General features: G+C 70.0%; 15 protein-coding genes. 7 read left to right on the forward strand and 8 right to left on the reverse strand.

From position 1 onward, the window contains the following. The first annotated feature begins 2 nt into the window (after positions 1 to 2). A complete protein-coding gene (locus tag ABZY44_RS02380) occupies positions 3 to 932 on the forward strand; it encodes a carbohydrate ABC transporter permease (RefSeq protein WP_356649671.1) in 930 nt (309 codons plus the stop codon). Here the strand turns inward: ABZY44_RS02380 and ABZY44_RS02385 are convergent. Both ABZY44_RS02385 and mgtA read right to left on the reverse strand, forming a co-directional pair. Beyond that, positions 925 to 1656 (reverse strand): MgtC/SapB family protein, encoded by a 732-nt coding sequence (locus ABZY44_RS02385; RefSeq protein WP_356649672.1) that lies wholly within the window; start codon positions 1654 to 1656, stop codon positions 925 to 927. The genes ABZY44_RS02380 and ABZY44_RS02385 overlap by 8 nt on opposite strands. 45 nt (positions 1657 to 1701) lie before the next feature. Next, positions 1702 to 4422 (reverse strand): magnesium-translocating P-type ATPase, encoded by a 2721-nt coding sequence (gene mgtA / locus ABZY44_RS02390; RefSeq protein WP_356649673.1) that lies wholly within the window; start codon positions 4420 to 4422, stop codon positions 1702 to 1704. Positions 4423 to 5003: 581 nt separating this feature from the next. On the opposite strand from mgtA, the gene ABZY44_RS02395 reads away from it, so the two are divergent. From ABZY44_RS02395 to ABZY44_RS02420, 6 genes are all read left to right on the forward strand, one after another. Further along, positions 5004 to 6218, forward strand: a complete 1215-nt coding sequence (locus ABZY44_RS02395; RefSeq protein ID WP_356649674.1) for an ROK family transcriptional regulator — start codon at positions 5004 to 5006, stop codon at positions 6216 to 6218. Between the two features lie 118 nt (positions 6219 to 6336). Further along, on the forward strand, positions 6337 to 7449 hold the full coding sequence (locus ABZY44_RS02400) for a substrate-binding domain-containing protein (protein WP_356649675.1): 1113 nt from the start codon (positions 6337 to 6339) through the stop codon (positions 7447 to 7449). A 164-nt stretch (positions 7450 to 7613) separates the two neighbouring features. Next, entirely contained in the window at positions 7614 to 8402 is a 789-nt protein-coding gene (locus ABZY44_RS02405; protein WP_356649676.1) for an ATP-binding cassette domain-containing protein, read from the forward strand. A 95-nt stretch (positions 8403 to 8497) separates the two neighbouring features. After that, a complete protein-coding gene (locus ABZY44_RS02410; RefSeq protein WP_356649743.1) occupies positions 8498 to 9718 on the forward strand; it encodes a sugar ABC transporter permease in 1221 nt (406 codons plus the stop codon). 251 nt (positions 9719 to 9969) lie between these two features. Further along, positions 9970 to 11886, forward strand: a complete 1917-nt coding sequence (gene dxs / locus ABZY44_RS02415) for a 1-deoxy-D-xylulose-5-phosphate synthase (RefSeq protein ID WP_356649677.1) — start codon at positions 9970 to 9972, stop codon at positions 11884 to 11886. Between the two features lie 134 nt (positions 11887 to 12020). Beyond that, complete coding sequence (locus ABZY44_RS02420) at positions 12021 to 13541, forward strand: amino acid permease (protein WP_356649678.1); 1521 nt, start codon at positions 12021 to 12023, stop codon at positions 13539 to 13541. 88 nt (positions 13542 to 13629) lie between these two features. On the opposite strand, the gene ABZY44_RS02425 is transcribed toward ABZY44_RS02420, so the two are convergent. The 6 genes from ABZY44_RS02425 to ABZY44_RS02450 all read right to left on the reverse strand — a co-directional run bounded on the left by ABZY44_RS02425 (position 13630) and on the right by ABZY44_RS02450 (position 21077). After that, positions 13630 to 14703, reverse strand: coding sequence for an LCP family protein (locus ABZY44_RS02425; RefSeq protein WP_356649679.1), 1074 nt, complete (start codon positions 14701 to 14703; stop codon positions 13630 to 13632). Between the two features lie 250 nt (positions 14704 to 14953). Continuing rightward, entirely contained in the window at positions 14954 to 17092 is a 2139-nt protein-coding gene (locus tag ABZY44_RS02430; protein WP_356649680.1) for a 3-hydroxyacyl-CoA dehydrogenase NAD-binding domain-containing protein, read from the reverse strand. Then, complete coding sequence (locus tag ABZY44_RS02435; protein WP_356649681.1) at positions 17089 to 18315, reverse strand: acetyl-CoA C-acyltransferase; 1227 nt, start codon at positions 18313 to 18315, stop codon at positions 17089 to 17091. Before ABZY44_RS02435 ends, ABZY44_RS02430 begins: the two co-directional genes overlap by 4 nt. A 131-nt stretch (positions 18316 to 18446) precedes the next feature. Continuing rightward, on the reverse strand, positions 18447 to 18842 hold the full coding sequence (locus tag ABZY44_RS02440) for a DUF5959 family protein (RefSeq protein ID WP_356649682.1): 396 nt from the start codon (positions 18840 to 18842) through the stop codon (positions 18447 to 18449). Positions 18843 to 18854: 12 nt separating this feature from the next. Beyond that, positions 18855 to 19625 (reverse strand): ferritin-like domain-containing protein, encoded by a 771-nt coding sequence (locus tag ABZY44_RS02445; RefSeq protein ID WP_356649683.1) that lies wholly within the window; start codon positions 19623 to 19625, stop codon positions 18855 to 18857. A gap of 171 nt (positions 19626 to 19796) precedes the next feature. After that, positions 19797 to 21077, reverse strand: coding sequence for a ribonuclease D (locus tag ABZY44_RS02450; protein WP_356649684.1), 1281 nt, complete (start codon positions 21075 to 21077; stop codon positions 19797 to 19799). Positions 21078 to 21082 lie beyond the last annotated feature (5 nt).

Raw genomic sequence — 21082 nt, forward strand, 5'->3', positions numbered from 1 at the left:
CGATGACCACAGTGATCAAAGCACCGGGCGAGGCGGCAGCCGAGAAGCGCTCCGCCCGTTCCGGGGAGCCCCGCGGCCGCAAGGGGAGCGGCTCCGACGGAATGGTCCTCAACGTCTTCTCGCACGGCTTCCTGGCCGTGTGGGGGATATTGATCGTCCTTCCGCTGATCTGGCTGGTGCTCGGCTCGTTCAAGACCGATGTACAGATCGGCGAATCCGCCCTGAGCTGGCCGGCCAACTGGCACTTCGACGCCTTCCCCCGCGCCTGGAACAAGGGCATCGGGAGCTACTTCGCCAACACGCTGATCGTGATGGTGTTCTCGGTTCCGCTGACGATGCTGCTCGGCTCGATGGCCGCGTACGTCCTGGCCCGGTACCCCTTCAAGGGCAACCGGCCGATCTACTACTTCTTCGTCAGCGGGGCCATGTTCCCGGTCTTCCTGGCGCTCGTCCCGCTGTTCTTCATGGTGAAGCGGCTGGACATGCTGAACACGTACCAAGGTCTGATCCTGGTGTACGTGGCGTACTCGATGCCGTTCACCGTCTTCTTCATGCACTCGTTCTTCAGGACGCTGCCGACGGCCGTGCACGAGGCGGCCGTCATCGACGGGGCCTCCCACACCCGGATCTTCTTCCAGGTGATGATGCCGATGGCCAAGCCCGGCCTGATCAGCGTCGGGATATTCAATGTCCTGGGGCAGTGGAACCAGTACATCCTGCCGTCCGTGCTGATGCAGCCGCAGACGGGATCGGACCCCGAGCGCTACATGCTCACCCAGGGCCTGATCCAGCTGCAGTACCAGATGGGCTACGAGACGGACCTGCCGGTGCTGTTCGCCGGTGTGACCATCGCGATGATCCCGATGCTGGTGGTCTACCTGTCCTTCCAGCGGCAGATCCAGGCCGGCCTGACCTCCGCCACCCTCAAGTAGCGGCGAGGGCGGGGTCGGGCACCACCGACCAGCTGACCGCCGAGACGGAGGGGTCGAGAGAGAGGTTGCTGACGGCTTCCTCGAGCATCCGGCCCCCTTCGCCCTCGGCGGTCAGCAGCGCGGACACCGTCACCAGGCCGGCCTCCGGGCCGTCCTGGCTGCGGATCGAGCGCAGCTGGTAGCCCGGCCGGCCGAGCGCGTCGACCAGCCGGTGGCGGATGTGGGCCTCCTCCGCCTCCAGGCACACGGCCTCGAAGTGGAAGTCGGTGGCCACCTCCGCCCCGCCGCCCGGCTCGCGGTCCATGCGCCGGCCCAGCGGGCGCAGCAGGAGGTTGGCTCCCACCACGCCCGCCGTGCCGAAGGCCGCCAGGACGAACATCCCGGTGCCGGCCAGACACCCCACGGCCGCCGAGCACCACAGGGTGGCGGCGGTGTTCAGGCCCCGCACGCTCATCCCGTCGCGCATGATCACGCCCGCGCCGAGGAAGCCGATCCCCGAGACGATCTGGGCGGCGACCCGCGAGCCGTCGTACTGGACCTGCGAGACCTCGCTCATGAACCCGTACTGCGAGAGCAGCACGAAGAGCGCGGCGCCGCCCGCCACCAGGGCGTTGGTCCGCAGGCCCGCCATGCGGGCCCGCCACTGCCGTTCCAGGCCGATGGCCGCCCCGAACCCCAGCGCCGCGGCCAGGTGCCCGGCCATCTCCCATTCGGTGAGACGCATCGGCCCCTCCGTTCCTCTCGTGCCGCGCGCTTCCCGCGCGGCTGCCTACAGCCAGCTGTCGAACTTGCGGATGTACACGGTCTTCAGCAGCTGCGTGAGGGCGCAGTACGCGAGCAGTACGCCGATCAGCCACGGGAAGTAGCTCGCCGGCAGGGCCACGAAGCCCAGCGACTCGGCCAGCGGCGAGAAGGGCAGGTAGAGCCCGGTCAGGACCGCGAGGACGGTCATCACCATGACCGGCCAGGACGCCCGCGACTGGATGAAGGGGATCTTGCGGGTGCGGATCATGTGGACGATCAGGGTCTGCGAGAGCAGGCCCTCGACGAACCAGCCGGACTGGAAGAGCGCCTGGCTCGCCTCGCTGTCGGCGGCGAACACGTTCCACATGATCACGAACATCGCGATGTCGAAGATCGAGCTGATGGGGCCGATGCAGACCATGAACCGGCCGATGCCCTTGGCGTCCCAGTTGCGGGGCTTGCGCAGGTACTCCTCGTCCATCCGGTCCCACGGCGTGGCCAGCTGCGCGATGTCGTAGACCAGGTTCTGCACCAGCAGCATGATCGCCAGCATGGGCTGGAACGGGATGAAGGCGCTCGCCACCAGCACGGAGAAGACGTTGCCGAAGTTCGAGCTGGCCGTCATCTTGATGTACTTGATGGTGTTGCCGAAGGTGGTCCGGCCCTGGATCACGCCCTGCTCCAGGACGGTCAGGTCCTTCTCCAGCAGGATGATGTCCGCCGACTCCTTGGCGATGTCGACGGCGGTGTCGACCGAGATGCCGACGTCCGCGTCGCGCAGCGCGGCGGCGTCGTTGATGCCGTCCCCGAGGAAGCCGACCGTGTGGCCGCCGGCCTGAAGCGCCCGGACGATACGGGCCTTCTGGACCGGGTTGACCTTGGCGAAGACCGTCGTACGGGCTGCCAGCGCGCGCAGCTCCGTGTCGTCCAGTGCGTCGAGCTCGCCGCCCAGGACCACCTGGCCCACGTCGATGCCGACGTCCGAGCAGACCCGGGCCGCCACCAGTTCGTTGTCGCCGGTGACGACCTTGACCGCGATGCCCTTGTCGGCGAGGCCCCGCAGGGCGGCGGCGGCGTCGGCCTTCGGCGGGTCGAGGAAGGCGAGGAAGCCGACCAGGGTCAGCTGGTCCTCGTCCGCGACGCCGTAGGTGTCGCGGGGAGCGGCGACCGTGCGCGTGGCCACGGCGAGGACGCGCAGGCCCTGGCGGTTGTTCTCCTCGGCGATGCGGGTGGCGTGCCACCGCAGCTGCTCGGTCAGCTCGACCTTCCGGCCGCGGTCCCTCATGTGGGTGCAGAGGTCGAGGACCTCCTCGACCGCACCCTTGGTGATCATGATGTGTTCGGGGCGGCCGACGCCGCCCACGATGCTGTTGCGGTTGAGGACCACGGACATCCGGCGCCGGGCGAAGTCGAAGGGGATCTCGTCGACCATCGAGAACCGGGCATCGACGACAACCTCCTCGGCCTCGCCCACGCGGTCGATGACCGCCTGGTCCATCAGGTTCTTCAGGCCCGTCTGGAAGTGCGCGTTGAGGTAGCCGTACTCCAGGACCTCGTCGTCCTCGTGGCCGTGCACGTCCAGGTAGCGGTCCAGGACGATCCGGTCCTCGGTGAGGGTGCCGGTCTTGTCCGTGCAGAGCACGTCCATCGCGCCCAGGTTCTGGATCGCGTTGAGCCGCTTGACGACGACCTTGCGCTTGGCCATGGCGACGGCGCCGCGCGCCAGGTTGGCGGAGACCACCATCGGCAGCATCTCGGGCGTCAGGCCGACCGCCACGGCGATGCCGAGGAGGAAGGCCGCGTTCCAGTCGCCCTTGGTGAACCCGTTGATCATGAAGACGACGGGGACCATCACCAGCATGAAGCGGATCAGCAGGAAGCTGACCTTGCGCACGCCGGTGTCGAAGTTGGTCTGCGGACGCTCGCCGACCAGCGAGCCGGCCATGGAGCCGAAGTAGGTGTCGGCGCCGGTGGCGACGACGACTCCGGTGGCGGTGCCCGAGGTCACCGACGTCCCCATCAGGCAGAGGTTGTCGGCCTCGACCGGGTCGGTGGTCTCGAACTGCCCGAGGTCCTCCGTCCGGGTGTCGGCCTTGGCGACCGGCAGGGACTCGCCCGACAGGGCGGCCTGGCCGACCATCAGGTCCTTGGACGTGATGAGCCGCAGGTCCGCCGGGATCAGGTCGCCGGCGGCCAGCTTGACCACGTCGCCGGGGACCACCTGGTCCATCGGGATCTCGAAGGTGGTCGGGCCGGAGCCGCTGCCGGCCCGGCGCTGCACCGCGCACGTGGTGGTGACGAGCTTCTTCAGCGCGTCGGCGGCCCGGCCCGAGCGGTACTCCTGCCAGAAGCGCAGCAGTCCGCTGATCCCGACCATCACCGAGAGGATGATGACGCCGGGGTCGGACGGGTCCTGCCAGTACATGACGGCGGCCAGGAAGACCAGGACCCCGATGAAGGGGTTCGCGTAGGCCTTGGCGAGCTGGGCCCACCAGCGGGGGGCGCGCTCCTGGGCGATGACGTTCGCACCGCCGCGCTCCAGGCGCAGCGAGGCCTCGGTGTGCGTGAGGCCGTTGCGGGTGGCGGACAGGTCCTGGAGGGCCTGGGGGCCGGGGCGGGCGCTGAGCTCGACGAGCCGTTCGCCGGCGATCCGGGTGCGCGCCTGGAGTTCGGCGGCCCTGCGCTCGCGGCGGGCCCGGCCCGGGGGTGCGAGCTTCGAGGGGGAACGGGGGGTGAGCATGGTCATGACGATGTCCTCCCTCCACGGGATCCGGGCAGCGCGGAGCCGAGCGGTCACGTGGAGTGGTCATGGGTCGGCGCGGGGCGGCGCGTCAGGCCGCGGGGTGCGCCGGCGGGCATGGGTGTCGCGCGCCGGACCGGGGTGCCGGGTGGCGCGGAAGGGGGGAGAAGGAGCTATGCGGGAGCGTACGGGGGCAGTGCGGAGCCGCGGCCGTACGCACGCGGAGGAAGACCGGCCCGTCGGTGACGGTCAGCCGCAGAGAGCGCCGCAAGGACTTCGATCGGGACTCATCCCGAACACCTCCTTGCGTAGCGCTGTCATGACGGAGGCGCCCGATCCGGCCGTGAAGACCGTGGAAGATCGACGCCTCAGCGACCGTAGCACGACACGGATGGATGTTTCTCTCATACTTATGGCCGGTAGTGACCGATTCGTGCTGCGTCGGCCTCTTGACGTCTTGAGGCGCAAAGGCTCGACTTAAGGTTCACAAGTTGGAGAGACGCCGGGGTCTCGGAGTACGCAGTCACCGACGGTCCCGGCCGGGGGGCGACGGCTTGCCGTTGCTTATGGGCAGGAGTGGATGAGTCGTGCAGACTCCCGGATCGCAGTCTTCACTGCATCGCGCGAATCTGGAGCGCGTCGTACGGGCGGTGCGGCTCGCGGGTTCGCTGACCCAGGCGGAGATCGCCCGGACCACCGGACTCTCGGCGGCCACGGTCTCGAACATCGTCCGGGAGCTCAAGGAGGCCGGGACGGTCGAGGTCACGGACACCTCGGCCGGCGGCCGCCGGGCGCGCAGCGTCTCGCTCAGCGGTGACGCGGGCATCGTGATCGGCGTGGACTTCGGTCATACGCACCTGCGGGTCGCCGTCGGCAACCTCGCCCACCAGGTGCTGGCCGAGGAGTCGGAGCCGCTGGACGTGGACGCCTCCTGGGTGGAGGGGTTCGACCGGGCCGAGGCCCTGGTCGGGCGGCTCATCGAGGGCATCGGGGTGGGCCTGGACAAGGTGATCGGCGTCGGGCTCGGCGTCCCGGGCCCCATCGACGTGGAATCCGGCACCCTGGGCTCCACGGCGATCCTGCCGGGCTGGGCCGGGATCAACCCGCGCCAGGAGCTCTCCCGGCGCCTGGGCGTGCCCGTGTACGTGGACAACGACGCGAACCTCGGAGCGCTGGGTGAACTCGTCTGGGGGAGCGGGCGCGGAGTGAAGGACCTGGCGTACATCAAGGTCGCCAGCGGCGTCGGTGCGGGGCTGGTGATCAACGGCCAGATCTACCGCGGACCCGGCGGCACCGCCGGCGAGATCGGACACATCACCCTGGACGAGTCGGGCCCCGTCTGCCGCTGCGGCAACCGCGGCTGCCTGGAGACCTTCGCCGCCGCCCGGTACGTGCTGCCGCTCCTCCAGAGCAGCCACGGACCGGAGTTGACGATGGAGCGGGTGGTCGAGCTGGCCCGGGGCGGGGACCCCGGCTGCCGCCGGGTCATCACGGACGTGGGCCGTCACATCGGCAGCGGCGTGGCCAGTCTGTGCAACCTCCTGAACCCCAGCCGGGTGGTCCTGGGAGGCTCGCTCGCCGACGCCGGTGAACTGGTCCTGGCGCCCATCCGTGAATCGGTGGGGAGGTACGCGATCCCCAGCGCGGCCCGCCAACTGTCGGTGCTGACCGGGTCCCTGGGCGGGCGCGCGGAGGTGCTGGGGGCCCTGGCCCTCGTACTGAGCGAGATGGGCGATTCGACGCTTTTGGCAGAAAATAGCAGTGGGGTGCGAGCTCCAGCCCTCTTGTCTTCAGTTAGATAACGGATGGCACCGTTGTCATCTCGTTAAGGATTCACTCCTTGACGGCAAACTTGCGGCCGGGGTTGACTCACATCCACCTCGGCCGCAGTGTTGCGGCCTCGTCAGGGAGGTTCAAGTAATGAACACGCGTATGCGCAGAGCCGCCGTAGCCGTCGCCGCCAGCGCCATGGCCGTCTCGCTCGCCGCTTGTGGCAGTGCGAAGGAGTCCGGCGACAAGAAGGACTCCTCCGCCGCCGTCAACGGCAGCGCGATCAAGGTCGGTCTGCTCCTGCCGGAGAACCAGACCGCGCGTTACGAGAAGTTCGACAAGCCGCTCATCGAGAAGGCCGTCGCCGATCTGACCGCCGGCAAGGGCGAGGTCGTCTACGCCAACGCCAAGCAGGACGCGACCACGCAGAACTCGCAGGTCGACACGATGATCACCAACAAGGTGAACGTCCTGATCATCGACGCGGTGGACTCCAAGGCCATCGCGGGCTCGGTCAAGAAGGCCAAGGAGGCCGGCATCCCGGTCGTGGCCTACGACCGACTGGCCGAGGGCCCGATCGACGCCTACACCTCCTTCGACAACGAAGAGGTCGGCAAGGTCCAGGGCAAGGCGCTCCTCGAGGCGCTGGGCGACAAGGCCAAGGACGGCCAGATCGTCATGATGAACGGCTCGGTCACCGACCCGAACGCCAAGCTGTTCAAGCAGGGCGCGCACTCCGTCCTCGACGGCAAGGTGAACGTCGCCAAGGAGTACGACACCGTCGAGTGGAAGCCGGAGAACGCCAACACCAACATGGCGGCCGCGCTCTCCGCCGTCGGCAAGGACAAGATCGTCGGCGTCTACTCCGCCAATGACGGCATGGCGGGCGGCATCATCACCGCCCTCAAGGCGGCCAACCTGTCCCCCCTGCCCCCGGTCACGGGCCAGGACGCCGAACTCGCCGGTGTGCAGCGGATCGTCGCGGGCGAGCAGTTCATGAGCGTCTACAAGCCGTACGCCCCCGAGGCCGAGGCCGCCGCGAAGATGGCCGTCGCCCTCGCCAAGGGTGACCCCATCGCGACCACGGCCACCGCCAAGGTCGACAGCCCCACCACCAAGGGCGTTCCCTCCCTGCTGATCCCGGTGATCTCGCTGACCAAGGCGAACATCAAGGACACCGTCATCCGGGACAACGTCTACACGGCCGACGAGATCTGCTCCGACAAGTACGCGGCCGCCTGCGCCACCCTCGGCCTGAAGTAAGGCCCCCCGCCGCACTCGGCCCCGCCGAGCCGGCCCCCCTTTCCTGTCCGGCGTTCCCGCCTCCATCCCGCCACCGGCGGGGCGCCGGACAGAAACGTTTCTCTTCCCAACCCCCGTGGTCCTGCTCTTTTGCACGACATCCCCGCCGGTCAGGCGGCAAGGAGATGGTTCATGTGTCCGCTGCGCCCGTACTGGCGTTGCGAGGGGTCTCGAAGCGGTTCGGCGCCGTTCAGGCCCTCACCGACGTAGAACTCGAGATCCACGCCGGCGAGGTGGTCGCCCTCGTCGGCGACAACGGCGCCGGTAAGTCCACGCTGGTCAAGACGATCGCCGGCGTGCACCCCATCGATGACGGAGTCATCGAGTGGGAGGGGCGCCCGGTGTCGATCACCAAGCCCCACGATGCCCAGAACCTGGGCATCGCGACGGTCTACCAGGACCTCGCGCTGTGCGACAACATCGATGTCGTCGGCAACCTCTTCCTCGGCCGCGAACTCAAGCGGCGCGGCATCCTCGACGAGGTGGAGATGGAGCGGCGCGCCCGCGAGCTCCTGACCACCCTGTCGATCCGCATCCCCAGCGTCCGCATCCCCATCGCCTCGCTCTCCGGCGGCCAGCGCCAGACCGTGGCGATCGCCCGCTCCATGCTGGGCGAGCCCCAGCTCGTCATCCTCGACGAGCCCACGGCCGCCCTCGGCGTCGAGCAGACCGCGCAGGTCCTGGACCTGGTGGAGCGGCTGCGCGAGCGCGGCCACGCGGTCATCCTCATCAGCCACAACATGGCCGATGTGAAGGCCGTCGCCGACAAGGTGGCGGTACTGCGGCTGGGCCGCAACAACGGCGTCTTCTCCGTGAAGGACACCTCGCAGGAAGAGATCATCTCCGCCATCACCGGGGCCACGGACAACGCCGTGACCCGCCGGGCGGCCCGTACCGGGGAGGCCCGCAAGTGAGCACCAACAAGCATGCAGCCGGTCCGCTGGGCAAGCGCCCGGCAGGTCACGCGCAGCACGTCGACCCGGTCAACCCGGCCGCCGCGCACGACGCCATCCCGGCCGTCGACCCCCGGCTGCTCGTCCGCGAGCAGGGCCTCGCCGGATACGTGAGCGAGTTCGGCCGCAAGCTCAAGTCCGGCGACCTGGGCTCCGTGCCCGTCGTCCTCGGCCTGATCATCATCTGGAGCATCTTCCAGGGCCTGAACTCGAACTTCCTCGGCGCCGAGAACCTCACCAACATCGCGATCACGATGACGGCCACCGGCATGATCGCGGTCGGCATCATCTTCGTCCTGCTGCTCGGCGAGATCGACCTCTCGGTCGGTTCGGTCAGTGGTGTCTCGGGTGCGATCGTGGCCGTTCTCGCCGTCACCCACGGCGTCAACGAATGGCTGGCCATACTGGCGGCGGTCGCGGGAGGCGCCCTGATCGGCTCCATCCACGGCTTCTTCTTCGCCAAGATCGGCGCCCCGGCCTTCGCCGTCACCCTCTCGGGCCTGCTCTTCTGGTCCGGCGCGATGCTGCAGATCCTCGGCAGCAACGGCACGATCAACCTCGACTCCGAGGGCGTGGTCGGCCAGCTGACCACCTACTTCTTCTCGGACGTGGCCGTCGGCTACGGGCTCGCCGCCCTCGCCGTGGTCGGGTACTTCTTCGCGACGTTCTTCGACGCGCGCCGCCGCGCGGCCGCCGGGGTCCCCTCCCGCCCGGTCGGCGAGATCGTGCTGCGCACCGCGCTGCTCGCGGTGTTCACCTTCGGCCCCGCGGTCGTGTTCAACCAGTACAAGGGCCTGCCGCTCGCGGTGGTGCTCTTCCTGCTGGCCCTGGTCGCCACGGACTTCCTCCTGCGGCGCACCTCCTTCGGCCGCCAGGTCTTCGCCCTCGGCGGCAGCGTCGAGGCCTCCCGGCGTGCCGGCATCAACGTCAACCGGGTCCGGATCACGGTCTTCTCGATCGCCGGTACCTTCGCGGCGATCGGCGGCCTCTTCTGGGCCTCCAAGATCGCGGCGGCCAACCAGAGCGCCGGCGCCGGCGACCTGCTGATGAACGTCATCGCGGCGGCCGTCATCGGCGGCACCAGCCTCTTCGGCGGACGCGGCCGGACCTGGAACGCCCTCCTGGGCGTCATGGTCATCACGTCCATCCAGTACGGTCTGGCCCTGGAGGGAATCGCGACGCCGATCCAGTACATGATCACGGGCGCCGTGCTGCTCGCCACCGTGGTGATCGACTCGGTCACCCGCAAGACGCAGAAGACGGCCGGACGCGCCTGATCCGGTGATCGGCGGATGAACCGGCGGTAAGAACCGTCACAGTGCCCGGTGCCACTTCGTGTGGTGCCGGGCACCTGTGCGTAGATACATACGTACGTCTGTGCGGGTATGAGCCCGTTTGGTGGGTGTGGCTGCGTGCATACGTGTACAGGTATGACAAAGGCGTGACCGGACCGGGACCGCCCGATGATGCCCGCCGCGAGCGGAACATTAGACTCGACAGACCAGCAAGCAACTGCAAGGAGGCACGGGTGCTGCTGCCCCGCATCAAGGGACCGCGCGATCTGGACCGGCTCAGCCAGGAGGAGCTCGACCAGCTCGCCGCCGAGATCAGGTCCTTCCTCGTCGACGCCGTCTCCAAGACCGGCGGGCACCTCGGCCCCAACCTCGGTGTCGTCGAGCTGACGATCGCCCTGCACCGGGTCTTCGACTCGCCGAAGGACAAGGTCCTCTTCGACACCGGCCACCAGGCCTACGTCCACAAGCTGCTCACCGGCCGTCAGGACTTCGGCGGGCTGCGCACCAAGGGCGGCCTCTCCGGCTACCCCTCGCGCGCCGAGTCCGAGCACGACGTGATCGAGAACTCGCACGCCTCCACCGTGCTGGGCTGGGCCGACGGCATCGCCAAGGCCAACGAGGTGCTCGGCAAGGAGGACCACCACGTCGCCGCGGTCATCGGCGACGGCGCCCTCACCGGCGGCATGGCCTGGGAGGCGCTGAACAACATCGCCGCCGCCAAGGACCGCCCGCTGGTGATCGTCGTCAACGACAACGAGCGCTCGTACGGCCCCACCATCGGCGGCCTCGCCAACCACCTCGCCACCCTGCGCACCACGGACGGCTACGAACGCTTCCTGGCCCGCGGCAAGGACCTCCTGGAGCGCACCCCGGTCGTCGGGAAGCCGCTCTACGAGACCCTGCACGGCGCCAAGAAGGGCCTCAAGGACTTCATCGCCCCGCAGGGCATGTTCGAGGACCTGGGCCTGAAGTACATCGGGCCCATCGACGGCCACGACATCGAGGCCCTGGAATCGGCCCTGCAGCGCGCCAAGCGCTTCAGCGGACCGGTCATCGTCCACTGCCTCACCCAGAAGGGCCGCGGCTACGAGCCGGCCGTCCAGGACGAGGCGGACCGCTTCCACGCGGTCGGCGTCATCCACCCGGACACCGGTCTGCCCGTCAGCACCGACGCAGCCAGCTGGACTTCCGTCTTCGCCGACGAGATGGTCAAGCTCGGCAGGGAGCGCAAGGACATCGTCGCGATCACCGCGGCCATGCTCCAGCCGGTCGGCCTGAAGAAGTTCGCCGACGCCTACCCGGACCGGATCTTCGACGTCGGCATCGCCGAGCAGCACGGCGCCACCTCGGCGGCGGGCCTGGCCACCGGCGGCGCCCATCCGGTCTTCGCGGTGTACGCCACCTTCCTCAACCGCGCCTTCGACCAGGTCCTGATGGACGTGGCCCTGCACAAGTGCGGAGTCACCTTCGTCCTGGACCGCGCCGGCGTCACCGGCACCGACGGCGCCTCCCACAACGGCATGTGGGACATGTCCATCCTCCAGGTCGTCCCGGGCCTGCGCCTGGCCGCCCCGCGCGACGCGGAGCAGCTGCGCGCCCAGCTGAACGAGGCCGTCCTGGTGAAGGACGCGCCGACCGTGGTGCGCTTCTCCAAGGGTGTCGTCGGCCCGGCCGTTCCGGCCGTCGGCAAGATCGGCGGCATGGACGTGCTGCGCGCCCCGGGAGCCGAGGTCACCCGTCCGGACGTACTGCTCGTCTCGGTCGGCGCACTCGCCCCGATGTGCCTGGACATCGCCGATCTCCTCGACAGGCAGGGCATCTCCACCACCGTGGTCGACCCCCGCTGGGTCAAGCCGGTGGACGAGGCCCTGGCCCCGCTCGCCGACCGCCACCGCGTGGTCGTCACCGTCGAGGACAACAGCCGTGCGGGCGGCGTGGGATCCGCCGTCGCGCAGGCACTGCGGGACGCGGGGGTCGACGTACCGCTGCGGGACTTCGGCATTCCGCAGCGCTTCCTGGACCACGCGACCCGTAAGGAGGTCATGGCCGAGATCGGTCTGACCGCCCCGGACATCGCGCGGCAGGTCACCGGCCTGGTGGCCAAGCTCGACGGGCGCTACGACAGCGAGCCGGCCGCCGCCGTCGACTGACCGGCGCCTGATCATCTGCGGTTGCACACGACGGGCCGGGAGGGTCACCCTTGGGGGGTGGGCCTTCCGGCCCGTTTCGTTTCGACGAGCTGGTTCCCTGTGGTTCGATGCGGTCTCTCCTGTGAGGTGCGTCGGTGAGTACGAATCCGAATCTCAAAAGCCCCTTCCGTACCAAATCGGTCGAGCAGTCCATCCTCGACACCGAGGAGCCGGAACACGGGCTCAAGAAGTCGCTCTCCGCCTGGGACCTGATGGTCTTCGGCGTCGGTGTCATCATCGGCACCGGCATCTTCGTCCTCACCGGCAAGGTCGCCAAGGAGAATGCCGGGCCCGCCACCGCCCTCGCGTTCGTCGCGGCCGGTGTGGTGTGCGCGCTCGCGGCCCTCTGCTACGCCGAGTTCGCCTCGACCGTGCCGGTGGCCGGATCCGCGTACACCTTCTCGTACGCCTCGATCGGAGAGCTCCCCGCCTGGATCATCGGCTGGGACCTGGTGCTGGAGTTCGCGCTCGGCACCGCCGTCGTCGCCGTCGGCTGGTCGGGCTACGTCCGCTCGCTGCTGGACAACGCGGGGCTCCATCTGCCCGCCTCGCTCGAAGGGCCCGACGTGCCGGGCGGCCACTTCGACCTGCTGGCCTTCATCCTGGTCCTGGTCCTCACGGCGATCCTCGTCATCGGCGTGAAGCTCTCCGCCCGGATCACGGCGGTCGTCGTCGCGATCAAGGTCACGGTGGTGCTCATCGTGATCATCGCCGGAATGTTCTTCATCAACACGGACAACTACAAGCCGTTCGTCCCGCCGGCCCAGCCCCAGACCGGCGGCTCCGGGCTGGACGCCCCCCTGGTCCAGCTCATCTTCGGCTACGAGCCCACCAACTTCGGCGTCATGGGCATCTTCACCGCCGCCTCCGTCGTCTTCTTCGCCTTCATCGGCTTCGACGTGGTGGCCACCGCCGCCGAGGAGACCAAGCTGCCGCAGCGGGACATGCCGCGCGGCATCCTCGGGTCGCTGATCATCTGCACCGTGCTCTACGTGGCGGTCTCGATCGTGGTGACCGGCATGCAGCACTACACGGAGCTCTCCGTCAGCGCGCCCCTGGCCGACGCCTTCAAATCCGCGGGGCATCCGGTCTACGGAGGCATCATCAGCTTCGGCGCGGCGGTGGGCCTGATCACGGTCTGCATGATCCTGCTGCTCGGCCAGACCAGGGTGTTCTTCGCGATGAGCCGCGACGGACTGCTGCCGCGCTTCTTCTCGCGGACCCACCCGAAGTTCCGTACGCCCTACCGGCCGACGATCCTGCTCGGCGTGATCATCGCGATCGTCTCCGGGTTCACCAGCATCAACGAACTGGCGACCCTGGTGAACATCGGCACGCTCTTCGCCTTCGTCGTCGTGGCGTTCGGCGTGATGATCCTGCGCCGCACCCGGCCCGACCTGCACCGGTCCTTCCGCACCCCGTGGGTGCCGGTGGTGCCCATCCTGTCGATCGCCGCGTCGGTCTGGCTGATGCTCAACCTGCCGGCCGAGACCTGGCTGCGCTTCGTGATCTGGATGGCCGTCGGCATCGTCGTCTACTTCCTCTACGGCAGGAAGCACAGCCGGCTGGGGCGGGGCGAGGGCATGACGGCCAACCCGGCGCGCGAGGGCCGCTGAGCGCCCCCCCGAGGGCCTTCCCGCGCGCGTGGGAGAACGCGGTGGTCCCGGAGCCTGGACCGGCTCCGGGACTGCGCTCCGCGACCCGTCAGCCGCCGGTGGCGGGGGACTTCTTGGCCGCGGGCGGGATCGGCCGGTCGTTGCGCAGGGCCTCCCACAGCTGGCCGGCCTGCGGCTCCGCGACGATGACGCGGTTCGGGTCCACCTTGTCGTAGGCGACCGGCATCATGATCGTCTCCATGGTGTCCGGATCCACGCCCTTCATGCTCTGGGCGAAGTCCGAGAGGCCCCCCAGCGAGCCGAGTTGCGCGTCGGTGGTCAGTGACTTGGTCCCGGCGTCGGCGAGCTTGTAGAGCCGGGCCGGGTTCCCGAGGGCGTCCTGCTTCTTGATCTCCGCCAGCATCGCCATCATGAACTGCTGCTGCAGGCCTATGCGCCCGAGGTCGCTGCCGTCGCCGTAGCCGTACCGGGTGCGGACGAACTTGAGCGCTTCCGTGCCGTTGAGGCGGTGGGTGCCGGCGTCCAGCCGCAGACCGCCCTTCCCGCCGCTGATCGGCTTGTCGAGGGTGACGGTCACCCCGCCGAGCGCGTCCACCAGGCCCTTGAACCCGGCGAAGTCCACCTCGACGAAGTGGTCGACGCGGATGCCCGACATCTGTTCGACGGTCTTGACCACGCAGGCGGGGCCGGCGAGGGAGTAGACGGAGTTGAACATGACCCGGTTCGCGCCCCCCACCGCCTTGCCGTCGGCGTCCTTGCACTCGGGCCGGGTCACGAGGGTGTCGCGCGGGATGCTCACGGCGGTGGCCTTCTGGCGGCCCTCGGGGACGTGCACGAGCATCGCCGTGTCCGAGCGGGCGCCGCTGACGTCGCCGTGGTCGAGCTCGGCGTTGGCGCCCGCGCGCGAGTCGGAACCGATGACGAGGATGTTCTGCGCGTTCGGGGCGACCTTCGCGGGCCGGTTGTCCACACCGATCGCCTGATCCAGGTCGACGCTGTCGATGTTGCCGTTGAGGTGGCTGTACGCCCACCAGCCGGCGCCGCCGGCCATGAGCAGCAGGGCGAGCAGCGTCAGGGAGACGATGAGGAACACCCGCTTCCTACGGCTGCCTCTGCGCGGGGCCTTACGGGAACGCGGCGTTTCGTCGGTTGCCTGAGTCATGCCGTTGGTGTCCTCTGATCCCGGGTGGCGGCGGTCGTGAGATGGTGCCCGCCGTCGAGTGGGAGGCGCGGGCGGCCGGTCTGTACGTGCGGCGGACCCGGAGCCGGGTGGTGAGATCGCCCGCGCGGCGTGCTGCCGGGGCCACTATAGGCAAACGTGTACGTCGAACGGGAGTGCCCGAAAACAGCTGCCCGTCCGTGAAGGGTCCACGGACGGGCAGCCGGATGCGCCGGGGTGCGGCGCTGGAGCGTTACGCGGGAACGCTGGCCACGCCCGGGGCCAGGAACTTCTTGCCGTTCACGCGCTCCGAGACGCCTTCGCGGTCCAGGTACGGCGTGACGCCGCCCAGGTGGAAGGGCCAGCCGGCGCCCGTGATGAGGCAGAGGTCGATGTCCTGGGCCTCGGCCACGACACCCTCCTCGAGCATCAGGCCGATCTCCTGCGCGACCGCGTCCAGGACGCGGTCGCGGACCTGCTCCTCGGTCAGGACGGTGTCGCCCTGGACGAGGAGCGCGGCGACCTCGGGGTCGAGCTCCGGCTTGAAACCGTTCTCCGCCTTGTAGACGTAGAAGCCGCGCTTGCCGGCCTTGACCACGGCGGCCAGGTTCGGCGAGACGGTGAAGCGCTCCGGGAAGGCGCGGTTCAGGGTCTCGGAGACGTGCAGACCGATCGCCGGGCCCACGAGCTCGAGGAGCACCAGCGGGGACATCGGCAGACCGAGCGGCTCGATGGCCTTCTCGGCGGTGACCACCGGGGTGCCCTCGTCGATGACGTTCTGGATCTCGCCCATGAAGCGGGTCAGGATGCGGTTCACGACGAACGCCGGGGCGTCCTTGGTGAGGACCGCGGTCTTCTTCAGCTTCCGTGCGACGCCGAAGGCCGTGGCCAGCGAGGCGTCGTCGGTCTGCTCGCCGCGGACGATCTCCAGCAGCGGGAGGATCGCGACCGGGTTGAAGAAGTGGAAGCCGACCACGCGCTCCGGGTGCTGGAGCTTGGAGGCCATCTCCGAGACCGACAGCGAGGAGGTGTTGGTGGCGAGGATCGCGTGCGCCGGGGCGACCGCCTCGACCTCCGCGAACACCTTCTGCTTGACGGACATCTCCTCGAACACGGCTTCGATGATGAAGTCCGCGTCCGCGAAGCCCTCGGCCTTGTCCAGGACGCCGGTCACCAGGGCGGTCAGGCGGTTGGCCTTGTCCTGGTTGATGCGGCCCTTGCCCAGCAGCTTCTCGATCTCGGCGTGGACGTAGCCCACACCCTTGTCCACGCGCTCCTGGTCGATGTCGGTAAGGACCACCGGCACCTCCAGGCGGCGCAGGAAGAGCAGCGCCAGCTGCGAGGCCATCAGGCCCGCACCGACGACGCCGACCTTCGTGACCGGGCGCGCCAGCGCCTTGTCCGGGGCGCCGGCCGGGCGCTTGGCGCGCTTCTGGACCAGGTTGAAGGCGTAGATGCCGGAGCGCAGTTCGCCGCCCATGATGAGGTCGGCCAGGGCCGCGTCCTCGGCGTCGAAGCCCTTCTGCAGGTCGCCGTCCTTGGCCGCCTCGATGATCTCCAGCGCGCGGTAGGCGGCCGGGGCCGCGCCGTGCACCTTGGAGTCGGCGATGGCGCGGCCGCGGGTGACCGCCGTGTCCCAGGCCTCGCCGCGGTCGACCTCGGCGCGTACGACCTCGGTCTCGCCCTTGAGCACACGGGCCGTCCACAGGAGCGACTGCTCCAGGAAGTCCGCGCCGTCGAACAGCGCGTCCGCGATGCCGAGTTCGAAGACCTGCTTGCCCTTGAGCTGGCGGTTCTGGTTCAGCGAGTTCTCGATGATCACCGAGACCGCGCGGTCCGCGCCGATCAGGTTCGGCAGCAGGGCGCAGCCGCCCCAGCCGGGAACCAGGCCGAGGAAGACCTCGGGCAGCGAGAACGCCGGGATGGCCTTGGAGACGGTGCGGTAGGTGCAGTGCAGACCGACCTCGACACCGCCGCCCATCGCCGCGCCGTTGTAGTACGCGAAGGTGGGGACCGCCAGCGCCGCGAGGCGCTTGAAGACGTCGTGGCCGCCCTTGCCGATGGCGAGCGCGTCGTCGTGCTGCTTCAGCAGTTCGACGCCCTTGAGGTCGGCGCCGACCGCGAAGATGAACGGCTTGCCGGTCAGGCCCGCACCGACGATGGAGCCCGCGAGGGCCTCCTGCTCGACCTGGTCGACCGCCGCGTTGAGGTTCGCGAGGGACTGCGGGCCGAAGGTGGTCGGCTTGGTGTGGTCCAGGCCGTTGTCCAGCGTGATGAGCGCGAAGCGCCCGGCGCCGAAGGGCAGGTCCAGGTGGCGGACGAGCGCGCGCGTGACGACCTCGTCCGGGAACAGCTCGGCCGCGCCCTTCAGGAGTTCAGTGGTGGTGCTCACTTGCTGTCTCCCTCGGCGGTGAAGTTCGGGTTCTCCCAGATGACCGTGGCGCCCATGCCGAAGCCGACGCACATCGTGGTCAGGCCGTAGCGGACGTGCGGCTGCTCCTCGAACTGGCGGGCCAGCTGGGTCATCAGGCGAACGCCGGAGGAGGCGAGCGGGTGGCCGAAGGCGATGGCCCCGCCGTACTGGTTGACGCGGGCGTCGTCGTCGGCGATGCCGTAGTGCTCCAGGAACGCGAGGACCTGGACCGCGAAGGCCTCGTTGACCTCGAAGAGGCCGATGTCGTCGATCGTCAGGCCGGCCTGCGCGAGGGCCTTCTCGGTGGCCGGGATCGGGCCGTAGCCCATGACCTCCGGCTCGACACCCGCGAAGGAGTACGAGACCAGGCGCATCTTGACCGGGAGGTTGTTCTCGCGGGCGAAGTCCTCGGACGCGATGATCGCGGCGGTGGCACCGTCGTTGAGACCGGCGGCGTTGCCCGCCGTGACCTTGCCGTGGGTACGGAAGGGCGTCTTGAGGTTCGCCAGGTTCTCCAGGGTGGTCCCCGGGCGCATCGGCTCGTCGGCGGTGACCAGGCCCCAGCCCGTCTCACCCGCCGCCTCGTTGTTGTTGCGCACGGAGATCGGCACCAGGTCCAGCTGGATCTTGCCGTCGGCGTACGCCTTGGCGGCCTTCTCCTGCGAGCGCACGGCGTACTCGTCGACGCGGAGCTTGGTGATCGACGGGTACCGGTCGTGCAGGTTCTCGGCGGTCATGCCCATGAACAGGGCGGACTCGTCGACCAGCTTCTCGGAGACGAAGCGCGGGTTCGGGTCGACGCCCTCGCCCATGGGGTGGCGGCCCATGTGCTCGACACCGCCGGCGAGGGCGACGTCGTACGCGCCGAAGGCCACGCCGCCCGCGACGGCGGTCACGGCGGTGAGCGCGCCGGCGCACATGCGGTCGATGGAGTACCCGGGCACGGACTGCGGGAGCCCGGCGAGGATTCCGGCGGTGCGGCCCAGGGTCAGACCCTGGTCACCGATCTGCGTGGTGGCGGCGATGGCCACCTCGTCGATCTTCGCGGGGTCCAGGTCCGGGTTGCGGCGCAGCAGCTCCCGGATCGCCTTGACGACGAGATCGTCGGCGCGGGTCTCGTTGTAGATGCCCTTCGGGCCCGCCTTGCCGAACGGGGTGCGGACGCCGTCGACGAAGACGACGTCCCTGACGGTACGAGGCACGTTGGCTCTCCTCCAGGTGCGGGTGTGCACTGCTGCGCGGGGGCGTGCCCATGTACTGAGCGCCCGCTCACCTCTCCATGCTACTTGTCGGTAACCGGCATGCACAGCCCCCCCGGGAGGAGCGGCGAAGGTCACACTCCGCGGCGCCGACGCGCCGCGCCCCCGCCGGCCCGGAGCGGCGCCCGTACCGGGTCCCCGTCTGCCGGCGGCTCGGCGCCCTGCGCCGGCGTCACCGCAATCCAGTAGTCCCTCACCTGCCGCAGACGTTCCCGGTGGTCGGCGATCCAGTCGTCCGGAGGGACGATCGGCACCCGCACGGTGACCATGGACCCCGACTCGTCCTCCACGACCACCTCGGGACAGTCGTGCTCGCCGGTGAGCCGGATGAAGAGGGACGGACCGTTGCTCATTTCCATCCAGGCCACGTCCTCGCCGGCGTCGAGCCTGTCCAGCGCATCCGCCCAGCTCTCCAGCTTCGAGGCGTACAGGACCGCTTCCCCTCCTCTGCGCGTACCGGCACTCGTCATCCTGTCAGCAGTTCATCTGCCACCCCGCTCGGCGACAGACCCCGGGCGGCTCGGACGGCGGGTCGCGGTCGGGGAGGCGGCGTGCAGGGCGGCCACGACGGGGGCGGAGGCGCGGACCGTGTCCGCCAGGAAGGTGAGGCGGCGGACGCCCAGGGTGCCCAGGGCCGGGCCGTGGTCCACGGCGACGACTGCGGCGGCGCCGGCGAGCAGGGCCTGCCAGGCGAGCGTGGCCGCTCGCCCGGCGGGTGCGGGGAGCGGGGCCAGCGCCTCGCGCAGCCGCAGGCAGTGGAAGGGCACGTGGCGCTCCTCGTCGGCCAGGATGCGGCCGGCGACCTCCGAGGCCAGCGGATCCGGGCTGCCGTCCCGCACCGCCCGGTAGTACCGCAGGGCCACCACCTCCGCGACCATCAGCACCAGCAGCTCCACCCGCAGGCCCAGCAGCCGCCGCAGCCGGACGAACGCCGTGTCGCTCCAGTGCCCGGCCAGGGTCCCGGCGCCCCCGGCGGCCAGCAGCAGGGCGAGCAGCCGGGCGTGGTTCTGTTCCTCGGCCACGAAGAGCCGTACGGCCCGCGCGTACACCGGATCGCCCGCGCGCCCGGCCTTGCCGATCAGCGCGGAGCCGTCCCCGTCCTCACCCACCTGGAACCGCTGCAGGCTGCGTACGAGTGCGGGCGGCAGCGCGGCGCCCCGGCTCCAGTCGGGATCCCCCTGAGCGGCCCGCCGCTCCCGTTCGGCCTCGAAGTCGGCCAGCCACGCGTCGTGTCCCCACCCCTGTTTGATCACGTTCAAAACCTAGCCGGTGTTGAGCGTGTTCAAAAGGAGGTCCGGACGGCTGTAGCGGAACCGGGACACGGCGGAGCCCCCGGCCTGGGGCGAATTCAAGGGGCCGGGGGCTCTCGGTTCAGGCGCGTGCGCGGCGCCCCGTCGGCCGGCCGGGACCGGCCGGCCGACGCGTCACTCGGTCGTCGCCAGCGCGGTGACCAGTCCCTCCGTGACCTGTTCGATCTGCCACGGGCGGGCGCCGTAGCCCGCCAGGGCCTCCGCCACCGCGTCGGCCTCCAGCCGCAGCGGCGGCTCCCAGCACAGCCTGCGGACGGTGTCGGGGGTGATCAGGTTCTCCTGCGGCAGGTTCAGGCCCTCCGCCAGCGCCGACACGGCCGTCCGGGCGGCCGCCAGCCGGGCCGCGGCCTCCGGGTCCTTGTCGGCCCAGGAGCGGGGCGGCGGCGGACCCGCGGGGGTCGCGCCCGGCTGCGGCAGCTCGCTCTCGGGCAGCGCCTTCGCCCGGTCCACGGCGGCCATCCACTGGTCCAGCTGGCGCCGGCCCATGCGCTGCCCGTAGCCGGGCAGCGCGGCGAGCGCCTGCACGTTCAGCGGCAGCGCGAGCGCGGCCTCGACGATCGCGCCGTCACCCAGCACCTTGCCCGGCGACACGTCGCGCCGCTGGGCGATCCGGTCGCGCGCCTCCCACAGTTCCCGTACGACGGCCATCTGCCGGCGCCGGCGCACCTTGTGCATGCCGGACGTACGGCGCCAGGGGTCCTTGCGGGGCGGCGCGGGCGGTGCGGCCGCGATGGCGTCGAACTCCTGGTGGGCCCATTCCAGCTTGCCCTGCCGGTCCAGCTCCTTCTCCAGGGCGTCGCGCAGGTCCACCAGGAGTTCCACGTCGAGCGCTGCGTAGCGCAGCCAGGGCTCGGGGAGCGGCCGGGTGGACCAGTCGACGGCGGAGTGGCCCTTCTCCAGCACGTAGCCGAGGACGCCCTCGACCATGGCGCCGAGTCCGACCCGGGGGAAGCCGGCGAGGCGGCCGGCGAGCTCGGTGTCGAAGAGGGAGGTGGGCGCCATGCCTATTTCGCGCAGGCACGGCAGGTCCTGGGTGGCCGCGTGGAGGATCCACTCGGTACCGGACAGGGCCTCGCCGAGGGTGGAGAGGTCGGGGCAGCCCACCGGGTCGATCAGCGCCGAGCCCGCGCCTTCGCGGCGCAGCTGCACGAGGTACGCGCGCTGGCCGTAGCGGTAGCCGGAGGCGCGCTCGGCGTCCACGGCGACGGGGCCGGTGCCCGCGGCGAAGGCCGCGACCACCTCGGCGAGCGCCTCGGCGTCGGCGACCACCGGGGGGATGCCCTCACGGGGTTCTAGCAGGGGAATCGGCAGCCCGTCGGACGAAACCTCGTCGTCCGGGGGGCCGCCCCCGGTGGTGGTGCGCAGGTCTGCTGCGGTTTCTCGGGCATCGGTCACCGGTC

The organism is Streptomyces sp. NPDC006544 (assembly GCF_040611715.1).
Classification (GTDB): Bacteria; Actinomycetota; Actinomycetes; order Streptomycetales; family Streptomycetaceae; genus Streptomyces.